The sequence below is a fragment of the Rhodospira trueperi genome, assembly GCF_900101965.1.
GTDB lineage: Bacteria > Pseudomonadota > Alphaproteobacteria > Rhodospirillales > Rhodospirillaceae > Rhodospira > Rhodospira trueperi.
Window position 1 is genome coordinate 70680 of sequence record NZ_FNAP01000011.1, and the last position, 26022, is coordinate 96701.

The 26022-nt window shown below is 68.0% G+C and carries 15 protein-coding genes; 10 read left to right on the top strand and 5 right to left on the bottom strand.

Translation table 11 applies throughout. From position 1 onward, the window contains the following. Nucleotides 1-26: 26 nt before the first annotated feature. Entirely contained in the window at nt 27-9611 is a 9585-nt protein-coding gene (locus BLS85_RS14015; RefSeq protein ID WP_092787361.1) for a T1SS-143 repeat domain-containing protein, read from the bottom strand. Nucleotides 9612-10209: 598 nt separating this feature from the next. Between BLS85_RS14015 and BLS85_RS14020 the strand changes: the two genes are divergently transcribed. Next, nucleotides 10210-10911 (top strand): gamma-glutamyl-gamma-aminobutyrate hydrolase family protein, encoded by a 702-nt coding sequence (locus tag BLS85_RS14020; protein WP_245699241.1) that lies wholly within the window; start codon nt 10210-10212, stop codon nt 10909-10911. A gap of 25 nt (nt 10912-10936) precedes the next feature. Here the strand turns inward: BLS85_RS14020 and BLS85_RS14025 are convergent, their stop codons facing one another. Further along, nucleotides 10937-11413 carry an eCIS core domain-containing protein gene (locus BLS85_RS14025; RefSeq protein WP_092787362.1) on the bottom strand — a complete coding sequence of 159 codons (477 nt, stop codon included), beginning with the start codon at nt 11411-11413 and terminating at the stop codon, nt 10937-10939. A gap of 101 nt (nt 11414-11514) precedes the next feature. After that, nucleotides 11515-13686: a methyl-accepting chemotaxis protein gene (locus BLS85_RS14030; RefSeq protein ID WP_092787363.1), complete on the bottom strand. Its 2172-nt coding sequence runs from the start codon at nt 13684-13686 to the stop codon at nt 11515-11517. A gap of 373 nt (nt 13687-14059) precedes the next feature. Between BLS85_RS14030 and BLS85_RS14035 the strand changes: the two genes are divergently transcribed. The 8 genes from BLS85_RS14035 (at nt 14060) to recN (ending at nt 21669) form a co-directional block, all read left to right on the top strand. Beyond that, nucleotides 14060-14809, top strand: a complete 750-nt coding sequence (locus tag BLS85_RS14035) for a YebC/PmpR family DNA-binding transcriptional regulator (protein WP_092787364.1) — start codon at nt 14060-14062, stop codon at nt 14807-14809. Between the two features lie 205 nt (nt 14810-15014). Beyond that, on the top strand, nt 15015-15518 hold the full coding sequence (ruvC, locus tag BLS85_RS14040) for a crossover junction endodeoxyribonuclease RuvC (RefSeq protein ID WP_092787365.1): 504 nt from the start codon (nt 15015-15017) through the stop codon (nt 15516-15518). After that, on the top strand, nt 15515-16144 hold the full coding sequence (gene ruvA / locus BLS85_RS14045) for a Holliday junction branch migration protein RuvA (RefSeq protein WP_092787366.1): 630 nt from the start codon (nt 15515-15517) through the stop codon (nt 16142-16144). The genes ruvC and ruvA overlap by 4 nt, the downstream gene beginning before the upstream one ends. Before the next feature lie 95 nt (nt 16145-16239). After that, the gene (locus BLS85_RS14050; protein WP_092787367.1) at nt 16240-16470 is read left to right on the top strand and encodes a hypothetical protein; all 231 of its coding nucleotides are present in this window, start codon (nt 16240-16242) and stop codon (nt 16468-16470) included. 36 nt (nt 16471-16506) lie between these two features. Next, nucleotides 16507-17205, top strand: a complete 699-nt coding sequence (locus BLS85_RS14055) for an acylneuraminate cytidylyltransferase family protein (RefSeq protein ID WP_218128434.1) — start codon at nt 16507-16509, stop codon at nt 17203-17205. A 201-nt stretch (nt 17206-17406) separates the two neighbouring features. Continuing rightward, nucleotides 17407-18624, top strand: a complete 1218-nt coding sequence (locus tag BLS85_RS14060; protein ID WP_092787368.1) for a TsoY family (seleno)protein — start codon at nt 17407-17409, stop codon at nt 18622-18624. 366 nt (nt 18625-18990) lie between these two features. After that, entirely contained in the window at nt 18991-19836 is an 846-nt protein-coding gene (locus BLS85_RS14065; RefSeq protein WP_092787369.1) for an outer membrane protein assembly factor BamD, read from the top strand. A 138-nt stretch (nt 19837-19974) separates the two neighbouring features. Beyond that, nucleotides 19975-21669 (top strand): DNA repair protein RecN, encoded by a 1695-nt coding sequence (recN, locus tag BLS85_RS14070; RefSeq protein ID WP_092787370.1) that lies wholly within the window; start codon nt 19975-19977, stop codon nt 21667-21669. Between the two features lie 255 nt (nt 21670-21924). Here the strand turns inward: recN and BLS85_RS14075 are convergent, their stop codons facing one another. Together BLS85_RS14075 and BLS85_RS14080 are read right to left on the bottom strand one after the other, a co-directional pair. Next, a complete protein-coding gene (locus BLS85_RS14075; RefSeq protein ID WP_092787371.1) occupies nt 21925-23085 on the bottom strand; it encodes a pyridoxal phosphate-dependent aminotransferase in 1161 nt (386 codons plus the stop codon). 59 nt (nt 23086-23144) lie between these two features. Further along, complete coding sequence (locus tag BLS85_RS14080; protein WP_143027198.1) at nt 23145-24479, bottom strand: gamma-glutamyltransferase; 1335 nt, start codon at nt 24477-24479, stop codon at nt 23145-23147. 118 nt (nt 24480-24597) lie between these two features. On the opposite strand from BLS85_RS14080, the gene BLS85_RS14085 reads away from it, so the two are divergent. Continuing rightward, complete coding sequence (locus tag BLS85_RS14085) at nt 24598-25956, top strand: M48 family metalloprotease (protein ID WP_245699242.1); 1359 nt, start codon at nt 24598-24600, stop codon at nt 25954-25956. The last annotated feature ends 66 nt before the right edge of the window (nt 25957-26022 follow it).

Genomic DNA, 26022 nt, shown 5'->3' on the forward strand with positions numbered 1-26022 from the left:
TGAGCCGGATGATCCCAGGGAGGGGATCAGACGTTCGGGGTGTCGTTCGCCCCATTCTGGTTGGCGATCAGGGTTTCCAGTTCCTGCTGCGTCATGCCGTTCTCGACCGTGACGTCGAAGGATGCGTCGCTGCCGTTCTCGGCGGTGACCGTCACGGTGAAGTCGTTGGCAGTGCCGCCGGACTTCTGATCGACATCCACGTCGAACGTGTCCGCATCCGCGCCCGAGTCCAGGGCATCGAACAGGGCATCCAGGTCGATGACGTCCTTCTCGCCACCGGTCAGGAACGCAAAGTCCTCGATGATGTCCCCGTCACCGACCATGAACACATCGTTGCCTTCGCCGCCCGTCAGGGTATCGGCGCCCTCGCCGCCGTCCAGGTAGTCGTTTCCGGCGCCGCCGATCAGGGTGTCGTCGCCGGCCCCGCCTTCCAGGGTGTCGGAGCCCTCGCCGCCCTCCAGGGTGTCGTCGCCAGCCCCGCCGATCAGGTGGTCGTCGCCGTCCCCGCCGGTGAGCGTCACGCCGCCACCGTTCGAGGCCACCAGGGTGGCGGATTCCGTCGGGATCCCGGAGTTATCATCGTCAATGTCGCCGGCATAGTTGATGGTCAGGGTGGCCGTCGAGTGATCGCCGTCAGGCTGCTCGACGGTATAGGTGAACGCGATCGAGGTCCCGTCCGTGGGCGGGTTACTGTCGTCCGGAACGAACGCATAGTCGCCGGTGTCCGGGTCCACGTAGAGGTCGCCGTGGTCGTTCGCCAGGTGCAGCCAGCCGTCATAGGCCCCACCATCCGAGACCGCAGCCCCCGTGTTGATTCCGTCGCCGATGGAGGCAACGGAGGCCCCCTCCGATCCCAGGCTGTCGTTGTCGAACAGGTTGCCGGAGATCAGCAGAACCGCGGCGGCCTGGGCGAAGGTGTCCGGCGACATGCCGACATTCCTGTAGACATCGGTGGAGCCGACGGTCGTCGCCACACCCGGATAGACCGTACTGGCGGTTCCCAACACCGTCACGGTATCGCTGACCGCCGTCACCTCGCTGCTGTCGGCGGTGGTGAGGTACAGGGTGGCGTCGGCCTGGCTGCCGTCCGCATCCTCGATCACGTAGTCCACCTCGGCCGTGACATCGTCCGCGACATCCTCGCCGGCGGTGTACTCGTAGGTGCCGTCATCGTTGATGGTGACCTCACCGGCATCGCCCAGGCCCAGCGTGAACGAGGTGTGGGTCGAGTCGAAGGTATACGTGGTGCCGTCGTAGGTCACCGACACCAGCTTCGGCGCGGCCGAACCGTCCAGGTTGGGATCGTCGTTGGCGGTGACGTCACCGGTGGTGGTCGGCGGCACTGTGCTTTCCAGAACCTCGGACAGCAGGGTGTCATCGGTCACCAGGAAGACGTTGTCGTCGTCCAGGTAGTCCCCGTCCCGAGACCACGCCACCTTTCCAAGCTGGCTGGTGTCGCTGATGCCCGGTCCCACGCCGACGGCGTAGGCGTCATCGATGCTGCTCTGGTTCTGCAGGAAGTCGTACCAGGCCGCCTGCTCGGAGTCGCTGATCGCGTTCGAGTCGCCGCCATCTGTGCCAGCGGGATTGCCGTCCGACAGGAAGTACAGGTAGGTCTTGTCCGCCGCCGGAGCCGGATCGCCCGGAGTGTTGTAGTTGCTCTGAACGGCCGCCAGCGCCGAGTCATAGTCGGTGTAGGGCGCGGTGTTCACACCGTTGATGATCGAGACCGCGCCCGACCCCGAGGTCCAGTTGTAGGCCTGCGCGGTATCGTCGAACGTCACGACCTTCACGCTTTGCAGCGCATCGCCGTACGTGGCGATCAGATTCGCGATGGCCTGCTGGGCAAGGGCCAGACGCGTGGTATCCGGAGTGCCGTCGCCGTCGGTGTCGATCAGGCCGTTGCCGTAACTACCGCTGTCGCTGTCCATCGAACTCGACGTATCGAGAACGATCACAAGGTTGACCGTTTCGACCGAGGTGGTGCCTTCCGTCAGGGTCTCATAGTCATCCACCGCCGTCGGGCCGACGTCGGTATAGGTGATCGTGCCGGTCGCCTCCGTCGAGGTCTCGCCGTCGTCGTCCACCGCTGTGTACTTGAACGCGCCGGAGACGGTGGAGTCATCGGCCGGGTTGTTCGCCGCGTCGGTGCTCGGGTGGAAGTAGATGGTGGCCTGACCGCCGGACGCCGGAATGTCGGTGGTCTCGTCGATCTGGCTGGTACCGTTCGGATCGGTGCTGAAGAACCCGTCGAGGTTGGTCAGCGTCGAAGGATCAAGGTTGAAGTGGGTCACCGACCCGTCGTTGTCGGTCCCCGTCAGGGTCAGCTCGATCACCGAGCCCTGGACACCGGAGTTGGAGGTATCCTCCGCCACCGGCGGCGCGTTGTCCTCGACCACCGAGAAGGTCACGGTGTGGTTCTCGGTGTCGGCGTCGGTATCGCCATCGCTGTCCACGATGGAGAAGGTGACGCCGACGGTGCTCCCCGCCTCGACGGTGTCGGACAGATCGAAGCTCCAGGTTCCGGCATCGGTATCCCAGGTCAGGGTGCCCAGCCCCCCCGCCACGCTGCCGTCAGAGCCCACCGCGTAGTCGGTGCCGTCGATGGTGACGGTGGCCGTCACGTCGCCGGCTCCATCGGCCCCGAAGTCGGCGGAAAGGGTGCCTTCAATGGTCTCGCCAAACAGGACGTTGACGGCATCGGTGTCGTCGCCCTGCTGCTCCGTATAGGCGTCCTCGATGGTCGCCGAGATGTCGGGCTCGTCATCCACGACCGTAACGTCCACGATCGCCGTGCCGGTGCTGCCGTCAATGTCGGTGGCCACCACCTTGATGCCGGTGACGGTCAGGTCGTCGGCGTTGGGGCCATTGGAGCCATCAACACCATCCTCGTGCGGCCACGCCTCCAGCAGGGTCGCGGTGACTTTCACGGTGCCGGCCACCGTGTCCTTCTCGGTCAGGGTCAACCGGAGGGCAGGCTCGCCGTCCAGGTAGCCGATCAGGGTATCGGTGCCGGTGCCGATCCAGACCAGATGCGGCAACGGGTCGTTCTCAAGGCCGGTCTCGACCTCGATCTCTCCGGTATCGCCGAACGTGAAGCCGTCGATGGGATCGGAGCCGGCCGTGAAGGTCAGGACACCGCTGTCAGTCTCCCCATCCTCGTTCGAGCCGTCGCCGTAACCGGACCCCTCGGTATTCAGTTCAGCCTCTTCGACGGTCAGGTCCAGCGAGTCGGCCTGGGGATCGGCATACGTCACCGTCGGCCCCTCGCCGTCCTTCACGCAGAAGGTGACGGTCGCGGTGTTGGTGTCGCCGTCGCTGTCGGTCAGGGTGTACTCGACGCTTTCCTGCACGGGCGCCGGCACCGGGGTGTAGGTGATGCTGCGCAGGTAGTAGTCGCTGGAGTCGTTCTGCGTATTGGTTCCGTCCAGATACGGATCCGCCGTGAACACCAGGGTCTGGAAAGGCGTGTCGGTCACAACCTCGACGGTGCCGACATTGCCCGAAGGCAGGACAAAGGCGGCGTCGCCCACCAGATTGCCCTCGCCGTCATAGGCGTACCAGTGCCCGGTCTCGCCGGCATCCTCGGTCTGGTACAGGTTCGAGACCGTGAACGAAGCCGCGCTGGCGTCCTCGCCCAGGTTCACGATCAGACCCTGGGTCTGGTTGTCCTCGCTGCCGTTGTTGATCTGACCGGGGACCTTCGTGTTGCCGTGACCGGTCCCCTCAACCCCGATGCCGTTGTTCTCAAAGGTCACGAGACTGGCGTCACCGGTGGGCGGATTGGAGGGATCGAACTCAACGAAATCAAACGCGGTCACAGTGATGCCAGCCCAGGCCGTATCCATGTCGCCGGGTTGGCCATCTTCCTTGCCGATGGTCACGTCGTCAACGGACTGATCGACGTTGTCCTTCGGCGTGTATTCGTAGTCGCCGTTCGAGGACATCTTCAGGGTGCCGTACTGGGTCTCGACCGTCTTCGAGGACTCACCGTCCGCGAAGGAATATGTCGTCTCGACCCCATCGGCATTCATGTACGTGAACGCCGTGATCGTCCCCGGCACATCCGCGCCGACATCGTCGGCCACCAAGCCGGTGTTCATGCCGGCATTGTTCGGGCCTTCCTCGCCCGTAATGACGTTACCGGTCAGCGCGCCTTCGGTGTCTTCCACGATGCACCCGGCGACGTCATCCTCGGCCACCGGCGCGTCATCTTCCACGGTCACCGAGACATAGGCGGTGGCCGTGTCGCCATCGGTATCGGTGCCGACCACCTGGATGCCGCTGATCTCGATGTCGCCGTCACCCAGGTCGTGCTGCGCCGGATTCTTCAGGACCGCGACCACCTTGAAGGCATCGCTTTCGCCGTTCAGGACCTCGTAGTCGCCGTCGTTGGCATCGTTGCCCACGGGCACCAGCCGCACCACGAGCACGGTATTGCCGCTGGCATCCTTGGCCACCAAATGGCCGTTGCTGTTCTTCGACCAGGTCAGGGTCTCGTCGATGCCCTCCACCTGAATGCCCGAGGTGGGATCGGCGAAGGCCACCGACAGGTCGTCGCTTCCGGCGTTGAAGGTGATCTGGCCGGCATCGCGGTCCGTGCCGTTGGCGCTGTCGTCCATGTCGGCTTCCTGAACCTGCAGGCCCAGCAGCACGGTGGACGCCGGAGTGTCCTTGTCCGTTGTCGGCGCGTCGGGATCATCCGGCACGCTGTCGTCGTCACCGTTGACCGGCGTGTCATCGCCGCCCTTCTTGGTGATCTCGACCGTCGGACCTTCGCCGTCGGCGATATCGATGGTCAGGGTCGCCTGGACCGGGTCGCCGTCGGCGTCGGTCAGGGTGTAGGTGAAGGTGTCGGTCACCCCGTCGGCGTTGTCGAGATTGCTGTAGGCCTGATAGGCGTACCCGCCGCTGGCGTTGATGTAGAGCACGCCGTACTGCCCCTGGACGGTCGCCACGCCGGTGGTCGGCACGTCAACCCCGTTGACCTTGGTGACGGAGGCCAGGAAGTCGGCCCCGGGGTCGTCGTTCACGGTCACCAATCCGTAGGTCCACTCGCCCTCGACCACCGCGTCGGTGTCGTCGCCGGCACTCGGGCCGCCGTCGTTGACGGTGATGGTCAGCGGCGCCCAGCTGGTGTCGCCGTCGGCGTCGGTGACTTTGTAGCCGAAGATCAGGTTGAGCGGATCGGCCCCGCCGACCTCACCCGTGTCGGGGTGATCGAGCGGCAGGTACTGGTTGTAGGTGTAGTGGCCGTTTGGCTCGATGGTCAGGACGAACACCGGCAGAACGAACGGCGCCTGGCCGATCGTGCCGGTGAGCACGATGTTGTCGCCGATCATGGTCTTGTCGACCGTGATCTGCTGGTCCAGGGCCTCCAGGTCCACCGGGATCGGCCAACCGAAGAAGGTGTCGTCACCGTCAACCACCTGGTGACCGTCCACCCAGGGAACGACGTCGATCGCGACGGCATCACTCACACCGGCGCCGTCGCCGCCACCGCGGAACTGCAGGTCACCCTCCGCCGTCGCGAACACACCGAACGGCACGTCGGGCATGTCTTCGGTGGTCTCGGCCGACGAGGCGAAGGCCCAGGGCACATCGTCACGCACGGTCACGGTGAACTCGCCGCTGGCGGTGTCGCCGTCGTAGTCCTTGGCGATGAACCCGAAGTCCAGGTCCAGCGTGTTCTGGCCGTCACCGTCCGGATGGTCCAGCGGGCCGAGCAGTGTGAAGGTGTAGGAGCCGCTGCCGCTGCTGTCGAGCGAGATCGAGAACACCGGCTGGCCGGCGGCCATGGCCATCAGGCCGCCACCGGACTGCGGGACATAGTAGACGGGGTGCCCACCCGAGGTCAGCCCCTGGGGCAGACCGGTCAGGATCACGGAGGGGAAGGAACCCTCAGCCGGGCCGTCGGCCCCATAGTTGATGCCCAGGTTGCCGGTGACCTCCAGGCTTTCCTTGGGCTGGTACTCGTCGTTGCCGGTCGGCAGGTCGTCTTCGTTGACGTAGCCGTCCTGGGTGCAGTGGATCGTCGGCCCGTCGTCCTTGACCGTGATGGTCAGGGTACTGGTCGAGGTATCGCCGTCGCCGTCGGTCACGGTGTAGCTGAACGCCAGGTTCAGCGGGTCATCGCCCTCGGTCTGGTTCTGGTCGGGATGATCCAGCGCCTCGAACTGCTTGTACACATAGCTGCCGTCCGGCTGGACCGTCAGGGTGAAGACGAGGGTGTCGCCGGCCATGCCGCGCACCACCACGGCCCCGTTCTCGGTGGTCGTCTGCACGTCCACCGTTTCGCCGTGCGACGTCAGCGTGGTCGGCAGGCCGCCCGGCTCGCCGTCGTGCACCTGCACGCCGTTCCACAACCCGTGGTCGATGATCTGGACGTCGGTCACCTCGGCGCCGTCGGCCCCGGGCACGAAATCCAGATCGCCGTTGGCGAAGCCCACCAAACCGTACGGGTCCTCCTGGGTGCTGTTGGTCTCGGCCTTGGCCGTCGGCACGTCGTCGTTGATGACGATCTTGATGGTGCCGTCCAACGTGTCGCCATCGCGGTCGGTGGCGGTGAACGGCACGTTCAGGATGCGGGCCAGATCGGTGTACCACGCCGCGTCATGGTCGATGTTGTCGAACAGCTTGACGGTGTACTGGGGATTGGTCGGATCCTGGTTGAACGACAGGCTCATCACCAGTTCGTCGTTGTACAGGCCCGGCACCGAGGCATAGAAGAGAACGCCGCCGTTGCCGTCGGAGACGGCATACAGGTCGCGGCCTTCGGAACCCCAGTCGTTGCCGCTCAGGGTCTCGTTCAGGGCCTCGAGGTTGACCGCGAAGCGGGCGCCGCAGCAGTCGTTGCCGAACTCGACGTTCAGATCGCCGGTGAAGCTCTCCGGCCAGGGGTTGCCGTCGGGCTGTTCGGAGCCCTGGTCGTCGCCCCATTGCGGCTCGATCTCCGACTCGTTCAGATAGGCCGTCTCCGGGCCGCCTCGTTCAGTGAAGTCGGGCCGGGAGTCGACGCGGACCGTGACTTCCTTCTCGGTGGTCGCCCACTCGTCGCGGATGTCGTCGCTGTCGTTCCAGGGCCACCAGTCGGTCGGCACGTCGTTGTCGACGTCGATCTCCCGGGCGATACCGGTCACGGTCACATCGACGTCGCCGTACCAGTCGGCCGGGCCCTTGAACATCAGGTCGTCGCCGTACTGGTTCATCACCTCTTCGGAGATCCAGTAGGCGCCGTTCTGGTACCAAGCCCCGTCAAGAGACGTCAGCGCCACGAAGTGCCCGTTTTGCATGTAGCCCAGGATCATCGGGCCTTCCGGCGAATCGTAGGCGTCGATGCAGCCGTCGCCTGGCTTGACGCACAGCTCGATCTTGACCCAGTGCGCCTCCGAGCCGTCCTGGTCCGGGAAGTCCACATCAATCGTCGGCAGGTCGATGATCTGCTTGCCGCACCAGTAGCCCTGGGCGTCCTCTTCCACTTCGTAGACGGCGGTCTGGTTCCACCACGGACCCTCATGATAGAATTTGCCGTGGTCGCCCTCGCGGCAGCTTTTGGTGATGCTGATGTCGGGTGCGTCGGCCACCGCCTTGATGTCGTAGTGGTAGCTGGCCTCGGACACGGCGGTGTTGTTGTCGTCGGTCAGCTCGTCGTCGGTGGCGTGATCCACCGTGGTGACCTCGACGTTCATGGTGAAGTCGTCGTCGGAGTGCTGCGGCAGATGCACGTTCAGGCCGTGCAGGCTGAGGTCAAGCACCCGGGCGTCGTCACCGCTGACCTCCACCCACTCTTCGGTCTCACTGTCGTACAGCGAATACGAGAAGTTATCGAAGGTGATCGAGCCGTCCTCGCCGACGGTGACATCCGCGATGATCCACTGGCCCATGGGCGATCCGCCGGCGACGATGCCCCACAGCATCACCGTCTGCGGGCCGCCCTGCTCGGGCGCGACCCGCGTCGACTGGGGGCTTTGACCGGAGCCGCCGGTGAGCTTTTCGAAGCCGAACCACACCGAGGCGCCGTCATCGAGATCGAGATCGGCGAAACTGAGCACCACCTGGCTGATCCCCTCGGAGCCGTCCTTGTCCGGGGTGCCGGTGATGAAGCCCACGCCGAAGACCGGGCAGCCGTCCCGGTACTCGCCCTTGAAGTGGCTGTAGCGGGCGTTGTCCTCATTGTAGCTGGTCACGAAGTGCGGGTCGCCGTTGTCGTAGTCGGCACCGGAGACGTAGCCGTCCTCGTTGAAGTCGTCCGACCACTCATGGTCGCCGTCGCGGTACGGCTCGAACGGGCCTTCCTTGAACTCCGCCTTGTCGGCCACGGCGTCGAGAATCGCCGTGCCTTCGCCGGTGATGACGGCGAGATCGCCGGAGTCCGGATCGTAGATCGTCGCGCTCACGGAGAACGGCACGTCGGTGTCGCCGTTCTGCGGCGGGATCAGGTAGATGTTGCCGATGTCCTCGACGGAGACGATGAACTCGCCGTCGGCGTTGGGCACGACCAACTGCGCGCCCTCGGTCCCGGGCTCGCCGATGACCATCAGCCAGCCTTCGTAGCCGTCCTCGCCGATGCTGGTGCGGATGGTGTCCAGATTGATGGTGCCGTCCCCGCTTTCGAAATCGGCGGGCGTCGGATAGTCGGCCTGATCGCCGGCGAAGAACGCGGCCGCCGGCGCGACGGTCAGGGTGCTGCCCGGCGCAAAGGTTTCGTTGTCCTCCGGGGTCAGCTCCACCACCAGCCGGCCGTACGCCTTGACGTACCAACCCTCGTCGGCGTTCGGCATGCTGTCCTCGAAGACGCCGGCGTACTCACCCTGGACCCAGCTCGGCTCATAGTCGTCGCCGCCGGACTCGTTGAAGTCCCTCGGCCGCTCGTCGGGCACATCCACGTCGGTCGCGGCGGTCACGAAGCTGACCGAGAGGGTCCCCACGGCGAGATCGGGCGCCACGGACTGCGCCAGAAGGGGGCTGACGCCGGGTTCGGGCGCCTCGAACTGCTCGACCCCGGCCGGGCCGGCGAATCCGAAATCCAGATCGCCCAGCAGGTCCAGCGGATTGATGCCCTCACCGATGGCACCGATGGAATACAGATTGAACCCGGCACCACCACCGCCGGCGGCACCAGGGGCCGGCGTCGCGAGCGGCGTGCCCGCTCCGGGGGTGCCGGCGGCGGCCAGTCCGGCCTCCAGGTCCAGGCCGATGCTGGCCAGATAGGCCGCGTCGATCGTCACGACCGGCTGTCCAGTCGCCGCCTGCCCGGTCTCCATCAGGGCTTCCGGCACCTGCAGGACGGGCGACGGGATGGCCTCGTCAGCCGTGAACACCAGATAGTCGACAAGGCGGATGGTGCCACCCGTCTCGAACGTCACCAGCAGATCGCCGCCTTCCTGGGCAATGCCCGTGATGGCGGCGCCCTCGGCGACGCGATAGACCACGCCCGGGTCCACGGTGACGGCGGTCTCGCCTGCGGCCGGAGCGGTCAGGACGACCGCGTCCGTGATGGCCTGGGCAAGCTGTTGGGTGGCGGCATCGCTCGGCGTGCTCGCCGAAGCGGAGTCGGAAGCGGTCTCGGAGCCGGTGGAGGCGGAAGAGCGCGAGGTGCCGTTGTCAAGCATGGTCTGTCCCTCTCTCGTGTCTCGTTGGTGGACCGCGATAATCCGATCCTGCCATTCTGTTTGCCGGGCTGGCGGTTTCCTGGCAGGTCGATCGTGCCGGCGACACCGTCACGGTCTGCGTTCAGGAGAACGCACTGCATTTTTCCTGAATACGCCAGATCCACCCCGCGTGACATGCCCCATATGGTGTAAAAACGCACCTGACTGATGGCATATGCCTTTCGATGTGGAAGCGCGGAAAGACAGCCCTGCTATTCGCCGGAACGGGTACTCGCGACGGCCTTGCTCGGACTTCGCTTCAGTCAATGCGGATATTTTTGCATCATTTTTGTGGAGTTCCGGCACGGCCCCGGCCGCCCGGGCACACGCGATCCGGCCAAGCACGCCCCCTTGGTGCGGTGCGAGTCTTCCGGAAACCGGGAGGGAGGGCCAGACCGGTGATGCTTGAGCCGGCGCGCCCGATCTGTCATCACCGTCCCTACTCGAATCGGGGATGGTCGAATCGGGGATGGCGAGGCCGGGGTCGTCCGGTCCTGGAACGCGGGAAGGGTTAAGAACGGTGGGGAAGTCCAAGTCCAAATCGTTCGAACATGCACCCGTGATTGGCGTCACCGCCGACGCGGAGGACGGCGGCGGGTATTCGGCCCTGCCCTGGTATGCGCTGCGCCGCAACTACGCCGATGCCGTCGCGGAGGCTGGCGGCGTGCCGTTGATCCTGCCGCACCGGCCGGATCTGGCGGTGCACTATCTCGACCTGATCGACGGCCTGCTGGTGACCGGCGGCGCGTTCGACGTCGATCCGGCGCTGTTCGGCGCCGAAACGCGCCACGACAGCGTGGTGTTGAAGGAAGGCCGCACCGACTTTGAGATGGCCATTCTCCGGGGCGCCCTGGACCGCGATCTGCCGGTGCTGGGCATCTGCGGCGGCCAGCAATTGCTGGCGGTGGCGTTGGGCGGCACGCTGATCCAGCACATTCCGGATGAAGTCCCCAACGCGCTGGCCCACGAGCAGCCCAACCCGCGCACCGAGCCGGGCCATACGGTCACCATCCGCGCGGATACCTTGCTGGGGCGCATCACCGGCCAGACCACGGCGGCGGTCAACAGTGCCCACCATCAGGCGGTCAAGAGCGTGTCGGCGCGAGTGACCGTCAATGCCTGGACCGATGACGGCGTCATCGAGGGCATCGAGGATCCCCTGCGGCCCTTCTGCCTGGGCGTGCAATGGCATCCGGAATACGCCATCGACCCGGCGGACACCGCCATCTTTCGGGCCTTCGTGGCGGCTGCGGGGCGTTGACTCAACGCCCCCCACTCCGTCGCGGTCAGCGCGAGCCTGCGCCGCGCCCGCCGCCGGTGCGTCCCTGCTGCATCACATGCGCCAGTTCATGGGCCACCAGGGCCTGACCGGCGTGGCTGCCGGGGTTGAAGGTCCCGCTGCCGAACGTGGCATGCCCGCCCGAACTGAACGCGGCGGCGCCCAGGCTGTTGGCTGCCTGGGCGGCCTGACCGCCGCTATGGGCCGCCACGCCCGACAGGTCATAGCCGGTTGATGTCCGAAAGCCGCCACCCCGTGGCGCCTCCCGCGCGGCACCGGCCTGTCCGGGGGTGACCGGCCCACCCGGCTGCCGGTGCCCGGTCTGGAGCGTCGACCCGCGAGCCTGCTGGGCGCCACTCTGAACACCCTGGAGGAAAGGGTCCAGGGCGGCCGCCATTTTCAGGCGATCCGCCAGTTGCGTGTTGCTGAGCGCTGCCGCGCCCGGTTTTCCCTCGGCCATCGGCTTGGTCCCTTTTCGGTTCATGACCGATCATCCCGGTTATGACCGATCATCCCGGCCGACCATCAGAGTTCACCCGTTCCGCCGTCCGGTCAAGACAGATGGCGCCGCGCGGGTGCGGCCTATTACCCCGCCCGAACGCTGTCCAGGAAGCGGTTGACGGCCGTCGAGAGATCGGCGGCGCGCTGGCTGAGCTCTCCGGCGGCGGTCAGAACCTGCCGGGCCGCGCCGCCGGCCTCCTTGGCCGCGTCGGTGACACCGGCGATGGAGTGGCTGACCTCCTGCGTACCGCTGGCGGCCTCGGCGGTGTTCCGGCTGACCTCGCCGATGGCGGCGTTCTGTTCCTCCACGGCGGCGGCGACGGTGGTGGAAATCTCGCCGATCCGCCCCACGGTGTCCGCGAACCGCTCGATGGCGGTGACCGCCTGTTGAGTGTTGGACTGCACGTCGCCGATGTGCCGGCCGATCTCCTCGGTGGCACGCGCGGTCTGGCCGGCCAGGGCCTTGACCTCGTTGGCGACGACGGCGAAGCCCTTGCCGGCGTCGCCGGCGCGGGCGGCCTCGATGGTGGCGTTCAGCGCCAGCAGGTTGGTCTGGCTGGCGATGTCGTTGATGAGGCTGATGACCTCCCCGATGCGGTTGGCCGCATGATCGAGCGCCCGGACGACATCGGTGGTCTGGCCGGCCTCGACCACCGCGCCGGCGGCGGTCGACTTGGCCTGTTCGACCTGATGGGCGATCTCGTGGACCGACGCCGCCAGTTCCTCGGTGGCGGTAGCGACCGTCTGCACATTGTTCGAGGTCTGATCGGCGGTGTCGGCGACGTCAGTCGCCCGTTGACTGGTCCGTTCGGCGGTGTCGGCGAGGGAGCGGGCCGATTTTTCCATCCTGCTCGCGGCGGAGGACACGGCGGAGACGACACCGGACACCTCGCTCTCGAACCGGTCGGCCATCTCCAGCAGGCTGCGGCGCCGTGCCGCCTCGGCCTCCCGTCGCTCGCGGTCCTGGGTCGCCTTCATCTCCTCCAGGTCCCGGAAGTGCGCCTTGAAGATCTCCATGGCGTGCGACATGTCGCCCAGTTCGTCGCGGCGCTCGGTGGCCGGGATTTCCACCGTCAGGTCGGCCTCCGCCAGCCGGCCCATGGCGCCGGTCATGGCGGCGAGCGGCCGCGTGATGGTGTGCGAGAACAGCACGCCGATCACACTGACCACAGCGACGATGACAAGTCCCGCCACGCTCATGAACAGCTGTAGGTCACGGACCGGGGCCAGGACTTCCGCCACCTGCGCCTCCGCCAGGACGCCCCAGCGCACGCCCTCGAAATCCACGAAACCGTAGGCGGAGATCACCGGCTCGCCGTGATAGTTCGTCACCCGCGCGACCCCTTGCTCTCCGCTCAGGGCGGCGCGGGCCGTTTCCGTGTCGACGGTCTGAACCAGAATTGTGGATTCCTCCGAGAACCGCGAGTCACTGCGTTCCAGCATGTCCTCGCCGACGAGATAGGTTTCCCCCGTCCGGCCCAGACCGGCCTCGATCTGCATGATGACGTTGATCTGGTCGATCGGCAGCTGGAAGGCGAGCACGCCGAGGAATGCCCCTTCGCTGTCGAAAACCCCCGTGGCGATGAATCCGGCCGGGGCGTCATGGGACGGCGCGTACGGCTCAAGGTCGACGAAAGCGAGCACGTCGGGCCGGGGATCGGCCGCCACGCGCCGGTAGACGCGGGACAGGCCCGTGTCCGCCCATTCGCCGTCCACCAGGGATGTGGCGAAGTCGAGTTCCTTGAACACCGTATAGACGACGACGCCGCCCGGCGAGATCAGAAACACGTCGTAATAACCGCGCGTTCTTTGCAGGTCACGAAACCATTCATGATAGATGGCGTGCGCGTCGTCGTACTCTGTCCCATCCGCTCCCGACAGCAGTTCGTCCTTCTTTCCCACGGGATTCGGATTGCCATGGATGTACGCCTCCTGAAGCTGCGTGACGACGTCTCCGCCGGCGGCCTGATCCTCAATCCTGTCATAGGTCGTCGTGAAGTCCACCAGGGCCGTGGACACCAGCGGGTTGCGGGCGACCACATGCAGGTCGTCCCTGAGGTGCTTGAAATACACCGCCAGGGCGGCCTCGCGGGCCTCGCGGACGGCAATCAGCTTCTCCTCCGCCTGGGCGGTCAGGTCGGCGGAGGCGCGAAGATTGGCCAGGGTGCCGCTGACGGCGACCGTGACCAGCGCAACCAAGCCGATCAGGAGCGGCAGAACGATGGCAATGCGGAATGACGAGAGCACACGAGACATGATCCGACCCTCTCGATACCGGTAGGCGGACAGGGACAGCTTGCCTCGTCGGCCGCCCCGCCATCCCGCTTTGCACACCCGGCCGACAGTGCCGACAGACACGACTCCCAGGCGCGACAGCGATAGGCTGAAGACTGCTAGGCTTTACTCTTCATTATCATAAGAATTCCGCGGTGCACACAGTCTTTTCGGCACTGGGTTCCCGGAAACCATCTTGCCGGGTGGGCGGTCGTTCGGCCCTGTCCCGTCACGCGGGGTGTCGAGCACCCCGGGACCGGCGGTGTCGAGAGGTGTGCCTCTGGCATCGTCCGGGCATCTGGTGTATTCGGGATGCCATCATCGCCGCATGAACAGACAGGGATCCAGAGGGACCATGGCCGGTCATTCCCAGTTCAAGAACATCATGTACCGCAAGGGCGGTCAGGACGCGAAGCGTGCCAAGCTGTTCACCAAGCTGGCGCGCGAGATCACCGTCTCCTGCAAAACGGGCTCGCCCGATCCGGACGCCAACCCGCGCCTGCGCGCCGCCATCGCCGCCGCCAAGCAGGCCTCGATGCCCAAGGACAACATCGAGCGGGCGATGGCCAAGGCGACCTCGACCGCCGACACCGACACGCTGGAAGAACTTCGGTACGAGGGCTACGGCCCCGGGCAGGTGGCGGTGATCGTCGAATGCCTGTCCGACAACCGCAACCGCACCGCCGCCGAGGTGCGCTCCGCCTTCAACAAGAACGGCGGGACGATGGGCGAAACCAACTCGGTGGCCTTCAATTTCGAGCGCGTCGGCTATCTGCGGTATCCGGCCGGGGCCGGCGACGCCGACGCGATGCTGGAGGCGGCGATCGAGGCCGGCGCCGACGACGTCGTCAGCGACGACGAGGGCCATGATATCTACTGCCAGCCCGACGACCTGAACGCCGTGCGCGAGGCCATGACGGCGGCCCGGGGCGAGCCCGAGGCGGCGCGCCTGGACTGGCGGCCCAACAGCACCGTGCCGGTGGACGAGGACACGGCGAAAACGCTGCTGAAGTTCCTGGACGTGCTGGATGACAACGACGATGTGCAGCGCGTGGCGGCGAACTACGAGATCGCCGACGAGATCATGGAAAAGCTGAGCGCGTAGCGGGCGCCTGACCCGTAGGGCGGGTTCGCGCCGCAGGCGCAACCCGCCGTGGGCATTCCCTTGAGCAACCGGACGGCGGATTGCCCCGCGATGCGGGGCGAATCCACCCTACGGATTTCGGCGCAGGCGGCTCGGAACGCCGAGACCCGATCACCGCGCGGGCCAAAACCGACGGCCCCGGACGGGGCACCGTGAAGGACATCCCATGCGCATCCTGGGGCTGGATCCGGGCCTGCGGGTCACCGGCTGGGGCATCGTGGAGGCCGTCGGCAACCGGCTGTCCCACGTCGCCGACGGCGTGGTGACCAGCGACGACGGCGCCGCCTTGTCCGACCGGCTGGCGCAGCTTCATGACGGGGTGATGGCCATTATCGAGCGCTTCGATCCGGTCGAGGCGGCGGTGGAGGAGACCTTTGTCAACCGCAATCCGCTCAGCACCCTGAAGCTCGGGCAGGCGCGCGGCGTGGTAATGCTGGCCCCGGCGCGGTGCGGGCTGCCGGTGGCCGAGTACACCCCCAACGCGGTCAAGAAGGCCGTGGTCGGGCGCGGCCACGCCGAGAAGGCACAGGTCGGGCTGATGGTGCGCACGCTGCTGCCGGGCGCGGCGCCGGAGCGGCCGGACGCCGCCGACGCGCTCGCGGTGGCCATCTGCCACGCCCATTTGCGAACCGGTCTGGCGGCCCTGACCGGCGGAGGGACCCGACGATGATCGCCAGGCTTCGGGGGATCGTGGACAGCGTGGACGCCGACGGCGCGGTGATCGACGTCCACGGCGTCGGCTATCTGGTGTTCTGCTCGGGCCGCACGCTGGCGCGGCTGCCGGCGCCGGGCGGCGAGACCGCCCTGGTCATCGAGACCCATGTGCGCGAGGACCACATCCACCTGTACGGCTTCACCGACACCCTGGAGCGGGATTGCTTCCGCCTGCTGGGCACGGTGCAGGGCGTGGGCGCCCGGGTGGCGCTGGCCATCCTGTCCGTGGTGGCGGCGGAGGACCTGGGCCGCGTGCTGGCGGCGCAGGACAAGGCAGCGCTGGGCCGGGCGTCGGGCGTCGGCCCGAAGCTGGCGACCCGCATCGTCGCCGAGTTGAAGGACAAGGCGGCGAGCCTGGGCGCGCTCCCCGTCGCGCGCCCGGTGGGCGTGACCCTGGAGGGTGCCGCGCCGGCCCCGGCGGGCGGCGGCGTGGTGGACGACGCCACCTCCGCCCTGGTCAACCTGGGCTACGCCCGCGCCGAGGCCTGGACCGCCGCCTCATCGGCCGCGACGGCCCTGGGCGATACGGCGACGGTGGAAGGCGTGCTGGGCGAAGCGCTGCGGGTGTTGGGGCGGGGATAAGCTTCCCCCCACACACTTCGTTGGTATGCAAATTCCGTCGTGTCCCGGCGGCGGACGGCGCTATACTGCCGCCCTCGTACCAAGGGGGGGATGACATGGCTGATTTTTTGTCCTTTTTGCTGATTGTCGCGCTGTTCGTCGCGATTCTGGTGTTCACCGCCCGCAAGCGCAAAAAGAGGGGGCACAGCCGGGGCCGTGGGTGGCGCAACACCTCGTCGGCCTCCTCCGGCAACAGGGATGATGATCGGGATGATCGCGACGACCGCGACGACGATGACGGCGGAGGCGACAGCGGTGGGGACGACGGCGGTGGCGGCGACGACTGAGCACCCGTCCGCCCGCGCCGGGACGTGGCGCCGCCCATGACGGAGCCCACCGCTGGCCTGTCCCCTGTGACCGCCATCGTGCCGCTGCGCGGCTCCAGCCAGCGCGTACCGGGCAAGAACCGCCGGCCGCTGGCCGGGCGGCCGCTGTTCCATCATATCCTGTCGGCGCTGCGCGCGGTGCCGGAGATCGACACCGTCGCGGTCAACAGTGACGACGAGGCGATTCTGGAGGAGGCGCGGCGTTTCTTCCCGGGCGTGGTGACGATCCGCCGCCCGGAGGCGCTGTCGGCCCCCGAAACCTCCATGAACGCGGTGCTGCTGGAGGCGCTGGATCATGTGCCTTCCGGCGGCCTGATCCTTCAGACCCATGCCACTAACCCGTTCCTGTCGCCGGCCAGCCTGAGCGCGGCCATTGCCGCCTTCCGTGCCGTCTGGCCCCGGCACGACAGCCTGTTTTCCGTCACCCGCCGACAGGTGCGGCTGTGGGACGGCGACGCCCGCCCCGTCAACCACGATCCAACACGTCTGCTGCCGACCCAGGACCTGCCGCCCCTGTACGAGGAAAACTCGTGCCTCTACCTGTTCACGGTCGATATGCTGCGGGCGCGCGGCACGCGGATCGGCGCCCGCCCGTTGCTGTGGCCGACGCCGCCGCTGGAGTCCCTGGACATCGACGAGGAGGACGACTTCACCCTGGCCGAGGCCCTGGCGGCGTGGCGGTCAATACCCCCTTGAATGCGTCGCTGCCCTAGAAACCGCAATGCGCCCCTGTCCCTGCGGCGGCGCTCTTCATGGCCCAAGATGACGCGACGGACCTGAGGGACCTCTTCGCCGACCGGCGTTATATTAGAAAATGATAATTCTCATTGCGGCCGGCGGGCCGCCCGGGGTTTGTGTGCGTCATCGTTTCGGACCCATGTCGAAGGAGGCCCGACCATGGCGCAGTCCCGCTGTCATGCCGCCACCGCCTATTCCCCTCTGTACTTCCTGGCCGCGCTGGGCAACGGCGGGCTGGCGGTGTCGTTCTTCATCTATCTCATGTTCCTGCTGCCGCGCCCCAACACCCCGATTCCGGTGTTCGAGGACGTGGCGGCGGCCCTGGGTCGGCTGGATGCCGTCGCGGCGTTGGTGGCCGTGGCGCTGGCCGGCATCGTCTGGTTCGCGATCCGCCATGTCCAGTTGATGATCTGGAACCTGCGGGCCTGCGCGGCGGAACGGCGCGGTCCGCGCGGCACCTGCGCCCCGCCCGGCGCCGCCGAGGTCACCATGATGGCCGCGCCGCTGGCCGGCGCGATGTCCATCAACGTCATGTTCGTGCTGGGCGCGCTGTTCGTGCCCGGCCTGTGGTCGGTGGTCGAGTGGCTGTTCCCCGGCGCGCTGGCCGGCTTCGCGGTGATGGGATATTTCGCGCTGCGCATCCTGACGCGCTATCTGGCCCGCATGCTGGTCGAGGGCGGCTATAAGGGCGCCGAGACGGCCGGCCTGGGCCAGCTCATCGCCACCTTCGCGCTGGTCATGGTGGCGGTGGGCTTCGCCGCCCCGGCGGCCATGTCGCAGACCCCGGCCTGGGTGGTGACCGGGTTCCTGGGCTCCGTGTTCTTCCTGTCGGCGGCCGGGATCCTGGGACTGGCGTGGCTGGTGATGGGCCTGCGCGACATCAAGGAACACGGCATCGCGCCCGAGGCCGCGCCCTCGCTGTGGATCGTCATCCCGGTGCTGACGGTGGCCGGCATCGCCGGCGTGCGCCTGACCCACGGCATGGGCCTGCTGTGGCCGGAGGCGGTTGGCGACGGTGCCTGGCTGCCGGCGATGGCGGTGATCCTGTCGGTGCAGGTGCTGTTCGGCCTGCTGGGCTGGGCGGTGATGCGCCGCCTGGACTACTTCCGTCAGTACCTGGGCGGCGCCCGCCTGAGCGCCGGCTCCTATACGCTGATCTGCCCCGGCGTGGCGCTGATGGTGTTCGGCATGTTCTTCATCCACATGGGTCTGGTGGACGGCGGCCTGGTGGCGCCGTATGGCCCGGTCCATCTTGCCCTGATCTTGCCCCTGGCCGTGCTCCAGGCGATCACCATCCGGACCACGGTCCGGCTGGACAGACTGCACTTCGGCCGCCGCACCGAGACCCCGGCCGGCGCGGCCACGGAGACCGGATGAGAGCCGCATCAGGACAGCAGAACAATCGGGCGAATGCACTGTTGACGGAATGCGAACCGTCGTAGGGTGGGTTCGCGCCGAAGGCGCACCCCGCCGCATCACCGCCACACGGCGGATTGCCCCGCTTCGCGAGTCGAATCCGCCCGACCTTCATGAAAGATGGTGGGGCGTTCCGTCCCAAGGCACACGATCCCCACGCCTTTATTGCCACGTCTTTGCGACCACACACCGTTTCACCCGATTGCCCCAATAAGGACAGCGGGTGACAGCCCGGCGGGCCATGGTATAGTGCGGGCTCCCGAGGGCACGGGCGCCCGCCGCCCGACCCTTTGTCCCGGCCGACCCCATCGGATTGCGTCCCGCCTCATGACCCGTCTGCCCGTCCCTTCGCCCCTTCGCTTGCTCACGCTGGCCCGCGCCGGTCTCGTGAGCCTGGGCATCGCCGTCGCGGCGGCCGGGTGCAGTTCCGATTCCGACCCGTTGGCCTATGAGGAGCGGCCGGTCCAGGTGCTGTACGGCGAGGCGGTGCGCCTGCTGGAGGAACAGGACTACGGCGCCGCCGCCGACGCCTTCAACGAGGTCGAACGCCAGCATCCGTATTCGGTCTGGGCCACCAAAGCCCAGATCATGGCGGCTTACAGCCACTATGAGGACAACGAATACGACGATGCGGTGATCGCGCTCGACCGCTTCATCCAGTTGCATCCCGGCCACCGCGACATCGCCTATGCCTACTACCTGAAGGCGCTCAGCTACTATGAGCAGATCACCGACGTGCGCCGTGATCAGGCCATCACCCGATTGGCCATGGAAAACCTGCGAGAGGTCGTCAACCGCTTCCCCAACACCAAATACGCCCGCGACGCCCGCCTGAAGATCGATCTGGCCCGCGATCACATGGCCGGCAAGGAAATGAGCGTCGGCCGCTTCTACCTGCGCGAAAAGCACTATCTGGCGGCCCTCAACCGCTTCAAACAGGTGGTTGAGGACTACGAGCAGACCACGCACGTCGCCGAGGCGCTGTACCGCATCGTCGAGATCAACACCATTCTCGGCATCGAGCCCGAGGCACGGAAAGTCGCCGCTGTCCTGGGGTACAACTACCCGGGCAGTGACTGGTACGTCGACGCCTACCAACTCCTCACCGGCGAACAGATCCGCGATCCGGACGAGGACACAAACTGGTACGACGGCCTGTTCGACTGGATATAGAGCAAATCCCGAGCGATCCGGAACGGATCGTGACGACGATTTGCATCAATATCAATTCAATAGAGCGCGCTGCGTGAGTCAGAGCTCACGCCACGCGCTCTCGTAGGAGCCTCGCTTCATTGTCCGCCGGAACCGCGCATGCTGGTCTCGCTGTCCATCCGTGACGTCGTGCTGATCGCGCGCCTCGACCTGTCGTTCGGCGACGGGCTGGGCGTGCTGACGGGTGAAACCGGGGCCGGAAAGTCCATCTTGCTCGACAGCCTGGGCCTCGCCCTGGGCGCGCGCGCCGACAGCGGACTGGTGCGCGTCGGCGCCGACCGGTTGTCGGTGACGGCGGCGTTCGACATTCCGCGCGATCATCCCGCCCACGGCATCGCGCGCGAGCACGACCTGGACCTCCCCGACGATCTTCTGGTCCTGCGCCGCACCGTGGGCGCCGACGGGCGCGGCCGCGCCTGGGTCAACGATCAGCCGGCGTCCGTGGCCCTGCTGCGCCGGCTCGGGGAGACGCTGGTCGAGGTCCACGGCCAGTTCGACACCCACGGCCTGCTGAACCCGACCACCCACCGCGCCATGCTGGACGCGCACGGCGGGCACGGCCGCACGCTGCTCGCCTGCCGAAGCGCCTGGGAGCACTGGCGCGCCGCCGCCCGCGCCCACGAAGCGGCCCTGCGCGACCTGGAGCAGGCCCGGGCGCACGAGGACCACCTGAGGGCCATGCTGACCGACCTGGAGGCGCTGAACCCGAAGCCGGGCGAGGACGAGGCCCTGGCCGAAAAGCGCGCCCGCCTGATGAACGGCGAGAAGCTGGCCGAGGGGCTCAACGCCGCCGTCGCCGCGCTCAGCCAGCCGGCGGATGTGGAGGCCGCCCTGCGCGCCGCCCAACGGCACCTGGAGCGGCTGGGCGACGCCGCCGGCCCCGGCGCGCGCGCCATCGCGGAGGGACTGGAGCGGGCCGCCATCGAGGTGGCGGAGGCCCGCGCGGCGCTCGACCACGCCGCCGCCGATGTCGATCTCGATCCACGCCACCTCGATCAGGTCGAGGAGCGCCTGTTCGCCCTGCGCGCGCTGGCGCGCAAGCACGGCATCGCGGTGGACGATCTGGCCGACCTGATGGCCCGCACGCGCACGAGCCTGGAGTCCCTGGAGGACGAGGGCGGCGCCGTGGCCGGGCTGGCGCGGGCCGAACAGACCGCCCGGGAGGCCTATGTCGGCGCCGCGCGGGCGCTGTCGGAGGCGCGCGCGACCGCCGCCCGCGCGCTCGACGACGCCGTGGGTCGGGAACTGCCGCCCCTGAAACTGGACAAGGCCCGCTTCGCCACCCGCCTGGAGACGCTGGACGAACGCGACTGGGGACCCGAGGGGTTGGAGCGCGTCGCCTTCCAGGTCGCCACCAACCCCGGTGCCGCCCCCGGCCCCATCCACAAGATCGCCTCCGGTGGCGAACTGGCGCGCTTCATGCTCGCGCTGAAGGTGGTGCTGGCGCGCGCCTCCACGGTCCCCACCCTTGTGTTCGACGAGGTGGACACGGGCATCGGCGGCGCCACGGCGGCGGCCGTGGGGGAACGGCTGGCGCGGTTGGCCACCGACGTTCAGGTCCTCGTGGTCACGCACTCGCCGCAGGTGGCCGCCACCGGCCGGCATCACTGGCGGGTGAAGAAGGCGGACGACGGGGATGGGTCAGCGACGCGGGTTCTGGGGCTCGGCCCCGACGAACGCCGCGAGGAGATCGCCCGCATGCTGGCCGGCGCGACGGTCACGGCGGAGGCCCGGGCCGCCGCCGAGAAACTGTTGCAGGCGGCCTCCGGCCCGCAGATGGGGTTGGACCTGTAACCGGCGCGATCCCTGTCACGACCCGTTGACGCCGCTCCATGCCGTCAGCAAATGGGACTGAATCTGTAACCGGGACGATCCCTGTCATACGAAGCCCGTTTGATCCGTTCGCAAATGCGTAGGTTGGGGTGAGCACAGCGAACCCCAACGCCATTCGGTTCTGGGGGCCGAAACGTTGGGGTTCGGTGCGTGGCCCCTCACCCCAACCTACGGAAAGACGGTCGAAGAACGCGAACCAATCAAGCGGTTTTCGTATCACGACCCGCTCGCCGCGCTCCACGCCTTCAGCCGCTTCGCCGCCTCCGCCATGTCCTCGGTCGCGCCGGCGAAGGAGAAGCGCACGAAGCGGCAGCCCTGCTCGGCGTCGAAATCCAGCCCCGGCGTCGTGGCCACCCCGGTTTCCATCAGCATCCGCCGGCAGAAGTCCTGGCTGTCGTTGGTCTGGCGCGAGACGTCGGCGTACAGGTAGAACGCGCCGTCCGCCGGGGCCAACCGGTCGAACCCGGCCGCCGGCAAGTGTTCCAGCAGCAGCGCCCGGTTGGCGGCATAGCGGGCAACATTGGCCTGAAGTTCATCCTCGCAGTCCATGGCGAACAGGCCGGCATACTGCGACAGCGTCGGCGCCGAGATGAACATGTTCTGCGCCAGACACTCCAGGGGCCGGATCATGTCCGGCGGCGCCACCAGCCAGCCCAGCCGCCACCCGGTCATCGAATAGTATTTGGAGAAGCTGTTGATGACGATGGCGGTCTCTGTCAGGCCGGCGGCGGACACGGCCGGCTCGCCGTAGACGATGCCGTGGTAGATCTCGTCGGAGATCAGGCGGATGCCCTCCCGCTCGCAATGCGCCGCCAGCGCCCGCATCTCATCGGGCGGCACCACGGTCCCGGTCGGGTTGGAGGGACTGGCGACGATCAGGCCGTCGAGCCGCTCGCCCGCCGCCTCCAGCACCGGCACGGTGGGCTGATAGCGGCTGTCCGCCCCAACCGGAAAAATGACCGGCTCAACCCCCAACGCCTTCAGGATGTGGCGATAGGCGGGATAGCCGGGCGCGGCCAGCCCCACCCGGTCGCCGGCCGCGAACGCCCCCAGAAAGGCCAACTGGAATGCCGCCGACGATCCGGTGGTGACCAGGATGCGCTCGGGCGGCACATCGGCGCCGTGTGCCTCCCGATAGTGCCGGGAAATCCGCGCCCGCAACTCCGGAATGCCCAGGGCCACCGTGTAGCCCAGCCGCTCGGTCTCGATCAGCGCCGCCAGCCGCTCCGCCGCGCCGCGCGGCAGGCCGGTGCCGGGCTGGCCGACCTCCAGGTGCAACACCCGCTCGCCCGCCGCCTCGCGGGCGGCGGCCTGACTCATGACATCCATGACGATGAAGGGGGGAACCTTGGCGCGCGCGGCGACTTTCAGAACCATGACGGAACACCATACGGAATGGGGACACTGCGGGACGCAGAGGACGGCTTTGGGATCCGTCAGGGCTCGCCGACAAGCATCGACAGGCCGGCGCCGCGCGGATCGACGGCCACGCGACAGGTTTCCGGGCTGCGCGGAATGCCATCGGGGCAGGACATCAGGGTGACCAGCGCCTTGCCCAGGCCGCCGGCCGACGCCCGGGAGACACTTTCGGCCGGCGAGCGCCCGTCCTTGAGCGCCGGCACGCCGGTCTCCAGCGCCAGATCCACGGCGCCGCCCCCGGCGGCGGCCACGCCGCCCAGGGTCACGTCCGAGTGGGTGTTGAGGCGCAGCATGATGGCAATGGCCGGGCTTTGCGAGGTCGGCAGCGGGGCGAGCACAAAGCCGAACCCAGGCAGCGGTCGGCCGGTGCCCATCGGGCGGTTCAGGGTCAAAGCGCAGGCCACCGCGCCGCCGAAACTGTCGGCCACCAGGAACCCGGTGGCGCCCCGGTCTCCCATGCCGCCGCTCATCCCGTGCGCCACGCTGTCCGCCAGATCGGGCAGCGGAGGCGGCAGGGCCGACGGCTCGCCGGCGCCGTCCGTGCCGGCCCAGCGATGGGCGAAGTCGGCGGCGCTGTCCGGCACCGGCGAAAAGGCGTCCGTGTGCGAGCGATAGTCCGTCAGACGCGCCGGCCGCCAGACCGGCCGCCAGTCCCGCAGCGTCTCGGTGTCGATCCCATACCCCCCGGCGTCGGCGGCGGCGATCAGTTCCCGGGCCACCGGGCCGGCGTGGTATTCTCCCGGACTGACCCGCGCCAGACCCAGGGCACGGGCCAGGCTGAGATTCTCCAGCCGCTGTCCCTCCACCGGCGCGACCACGCCGTGGACCGGCGCCGTCAGCCCCAACGCCCGGACCTCGGCGGCCAGCGCGCGCGAGGCCGGAAACCCGAAGCGGGCCAGCGATTCGGCCGGCGAGACCAGGGATTCCCAGCGCACCGCACCGGAGCGCGCATGCAGCGCGTACAGGCCGCGCGGCATCGCCGGCACCGCCACCGCGCCCCCAAGGCCGGGCAGGCCGGCCGCCTCACGCGGCAGGAAGTCGAGGACCTCGACCCGCGTGTCGCCGTCGTCGTCCCGATCCTGAACCAGACAGACCCCGCCCCCGCCCAGGCCGGCGGAGGTCGGCAGCGTCACCGCCAGCGTGAACCCCATGGCCACCGCTGCGTCGGCCGCCGTGCCCCCGGACGACAGGACGTCCCGGCCCACGACGGCGGCGCGCGGTTCGTCCGCCGCGACGATCCCGGCGAACCCGTCGACATAGCCCAGCACACCCGGTTGACGCTCCGCCCCGCAGGCCGAAAGAACCGAGACCACCAGCGCCGCGCCCAGCGCGCGCCAACGGCGACCGGCCACACGTTGCCCCCCCACACGTTGACCGGGGGCGGGCGAGTCACTACCGTTTTCAGAACAGGCACAGACGCGATCACGGCCGCAAGCCGTTGGCGTGTCGCCAGACGCGGGAGAGACATCGGTGTTAACGCGCATGCGGTTCCCCTGGGGTTCGATCCTGTCGTTGAGTGTCGCGGGTGTCCTTCTGGTGGCGCTCGCGACCGTCCCGGCGCGGGCCCAGACCCTGATCCGGGACGCGGAAATCGAAGGTATCATCGCCCAGTACGCCGCGCCACTGCTACGCGGCGCCGGCATACCGCCGGAGTCGGTGTCCATCCGCATGCTCGCGGACGACCGCCTGAACGCCTTCGTGGTCAAGGGGAACCGGATGTATCTGTTCACCGGTCTGATCCGGCGGGCGGAACAGCCGGATGCCCTGATCGGGGTCATTGCCCACGAGATCGGTCACATCGCCGGCGGCCATCATGTCCGCCTGGACCGCAACCTGGACACGCTGGAGACCACCTCGATCCTGGGCCTGCTGCTGGGCACGGCGGCCGGGGTTCTGACCGGCCGGCCCGACCTGGGAATGGCCGTCGGCAGCGGTGTGCAGGACATGGGCGTGCGCAACTTCCTCGCTTATTCCCGAACCCAGGAGTCCTCCGCCGATGCCTTCGCGCTGAAGGCCCTGGACCGCGAGGGCCTGCCGGCCGACGGCCTGCTTGACTTCATGCACGCGTTGGAAAACCAAACCGCCCTGTCGACGGACAGTCAGGACGCCTACCTGCGCACCCACCCGCTGACCCGTGACCGCATCCGGGCGGTCGAGGCCCATGTCGCCGGGACCTCCGGAACCGGCGCCGCCGTGCCGGCCGCGTGGATCGACCTGCACGCCCGCATGCTGGCCAAACTCAACGGGTTCCTGTTGCGTCCCAGCGAAGCCTTGCGGCTGTACGCGGATCGGGATGACCTTCCCGGACGGTACGCTCGGGCCATCGCCCACTACCGCGCCGCCGAACTGGACCCCGCCCTGAGCCTCATCGACGGCCTGATCGCCGAGGAGCCGGACAACCCCTTCTTCCACGAACTGAAGGGGCAGATGCTGTTCGAGAGCGGCCGGGTGCGGGAGGCGCTGCCGTCCCACGAGCGCGCCGTCGCGCTGGCCCCGAATGAGCCCCTGCTGCGCGTCGCCCTGGCGCACGCCCAGATCGAGAGCGGCGACGAGGCGCTTCTGGCGCCGGCCCGCGACAACCTGTCCAACGCGCTGTCCCGCGATGACGGCAACGCCTTCGCGTGGCGGCTGCTGGCCCAGGCCTATGGCCGCGCAGGCGACAGTGCCCGGGCCGACTACGCCATGGCCGAGACCGCCTTGCGATCCGGAGAGTTCGACCGCGCGCTGTTCCACGTCGGCCGCGCGGAAACCCAGATCCAGCGCGGCTCGCCCACATGGTTGCGCCTACAGGACATCCGCGTCCAGGCCGAGCGCCGCCGGGATGAATAATACGGCAAGCGGATGATTGGTTCGGTGTGTTGACGATCCAGTGTAGGGCGGCTGGCCGGACGTGCT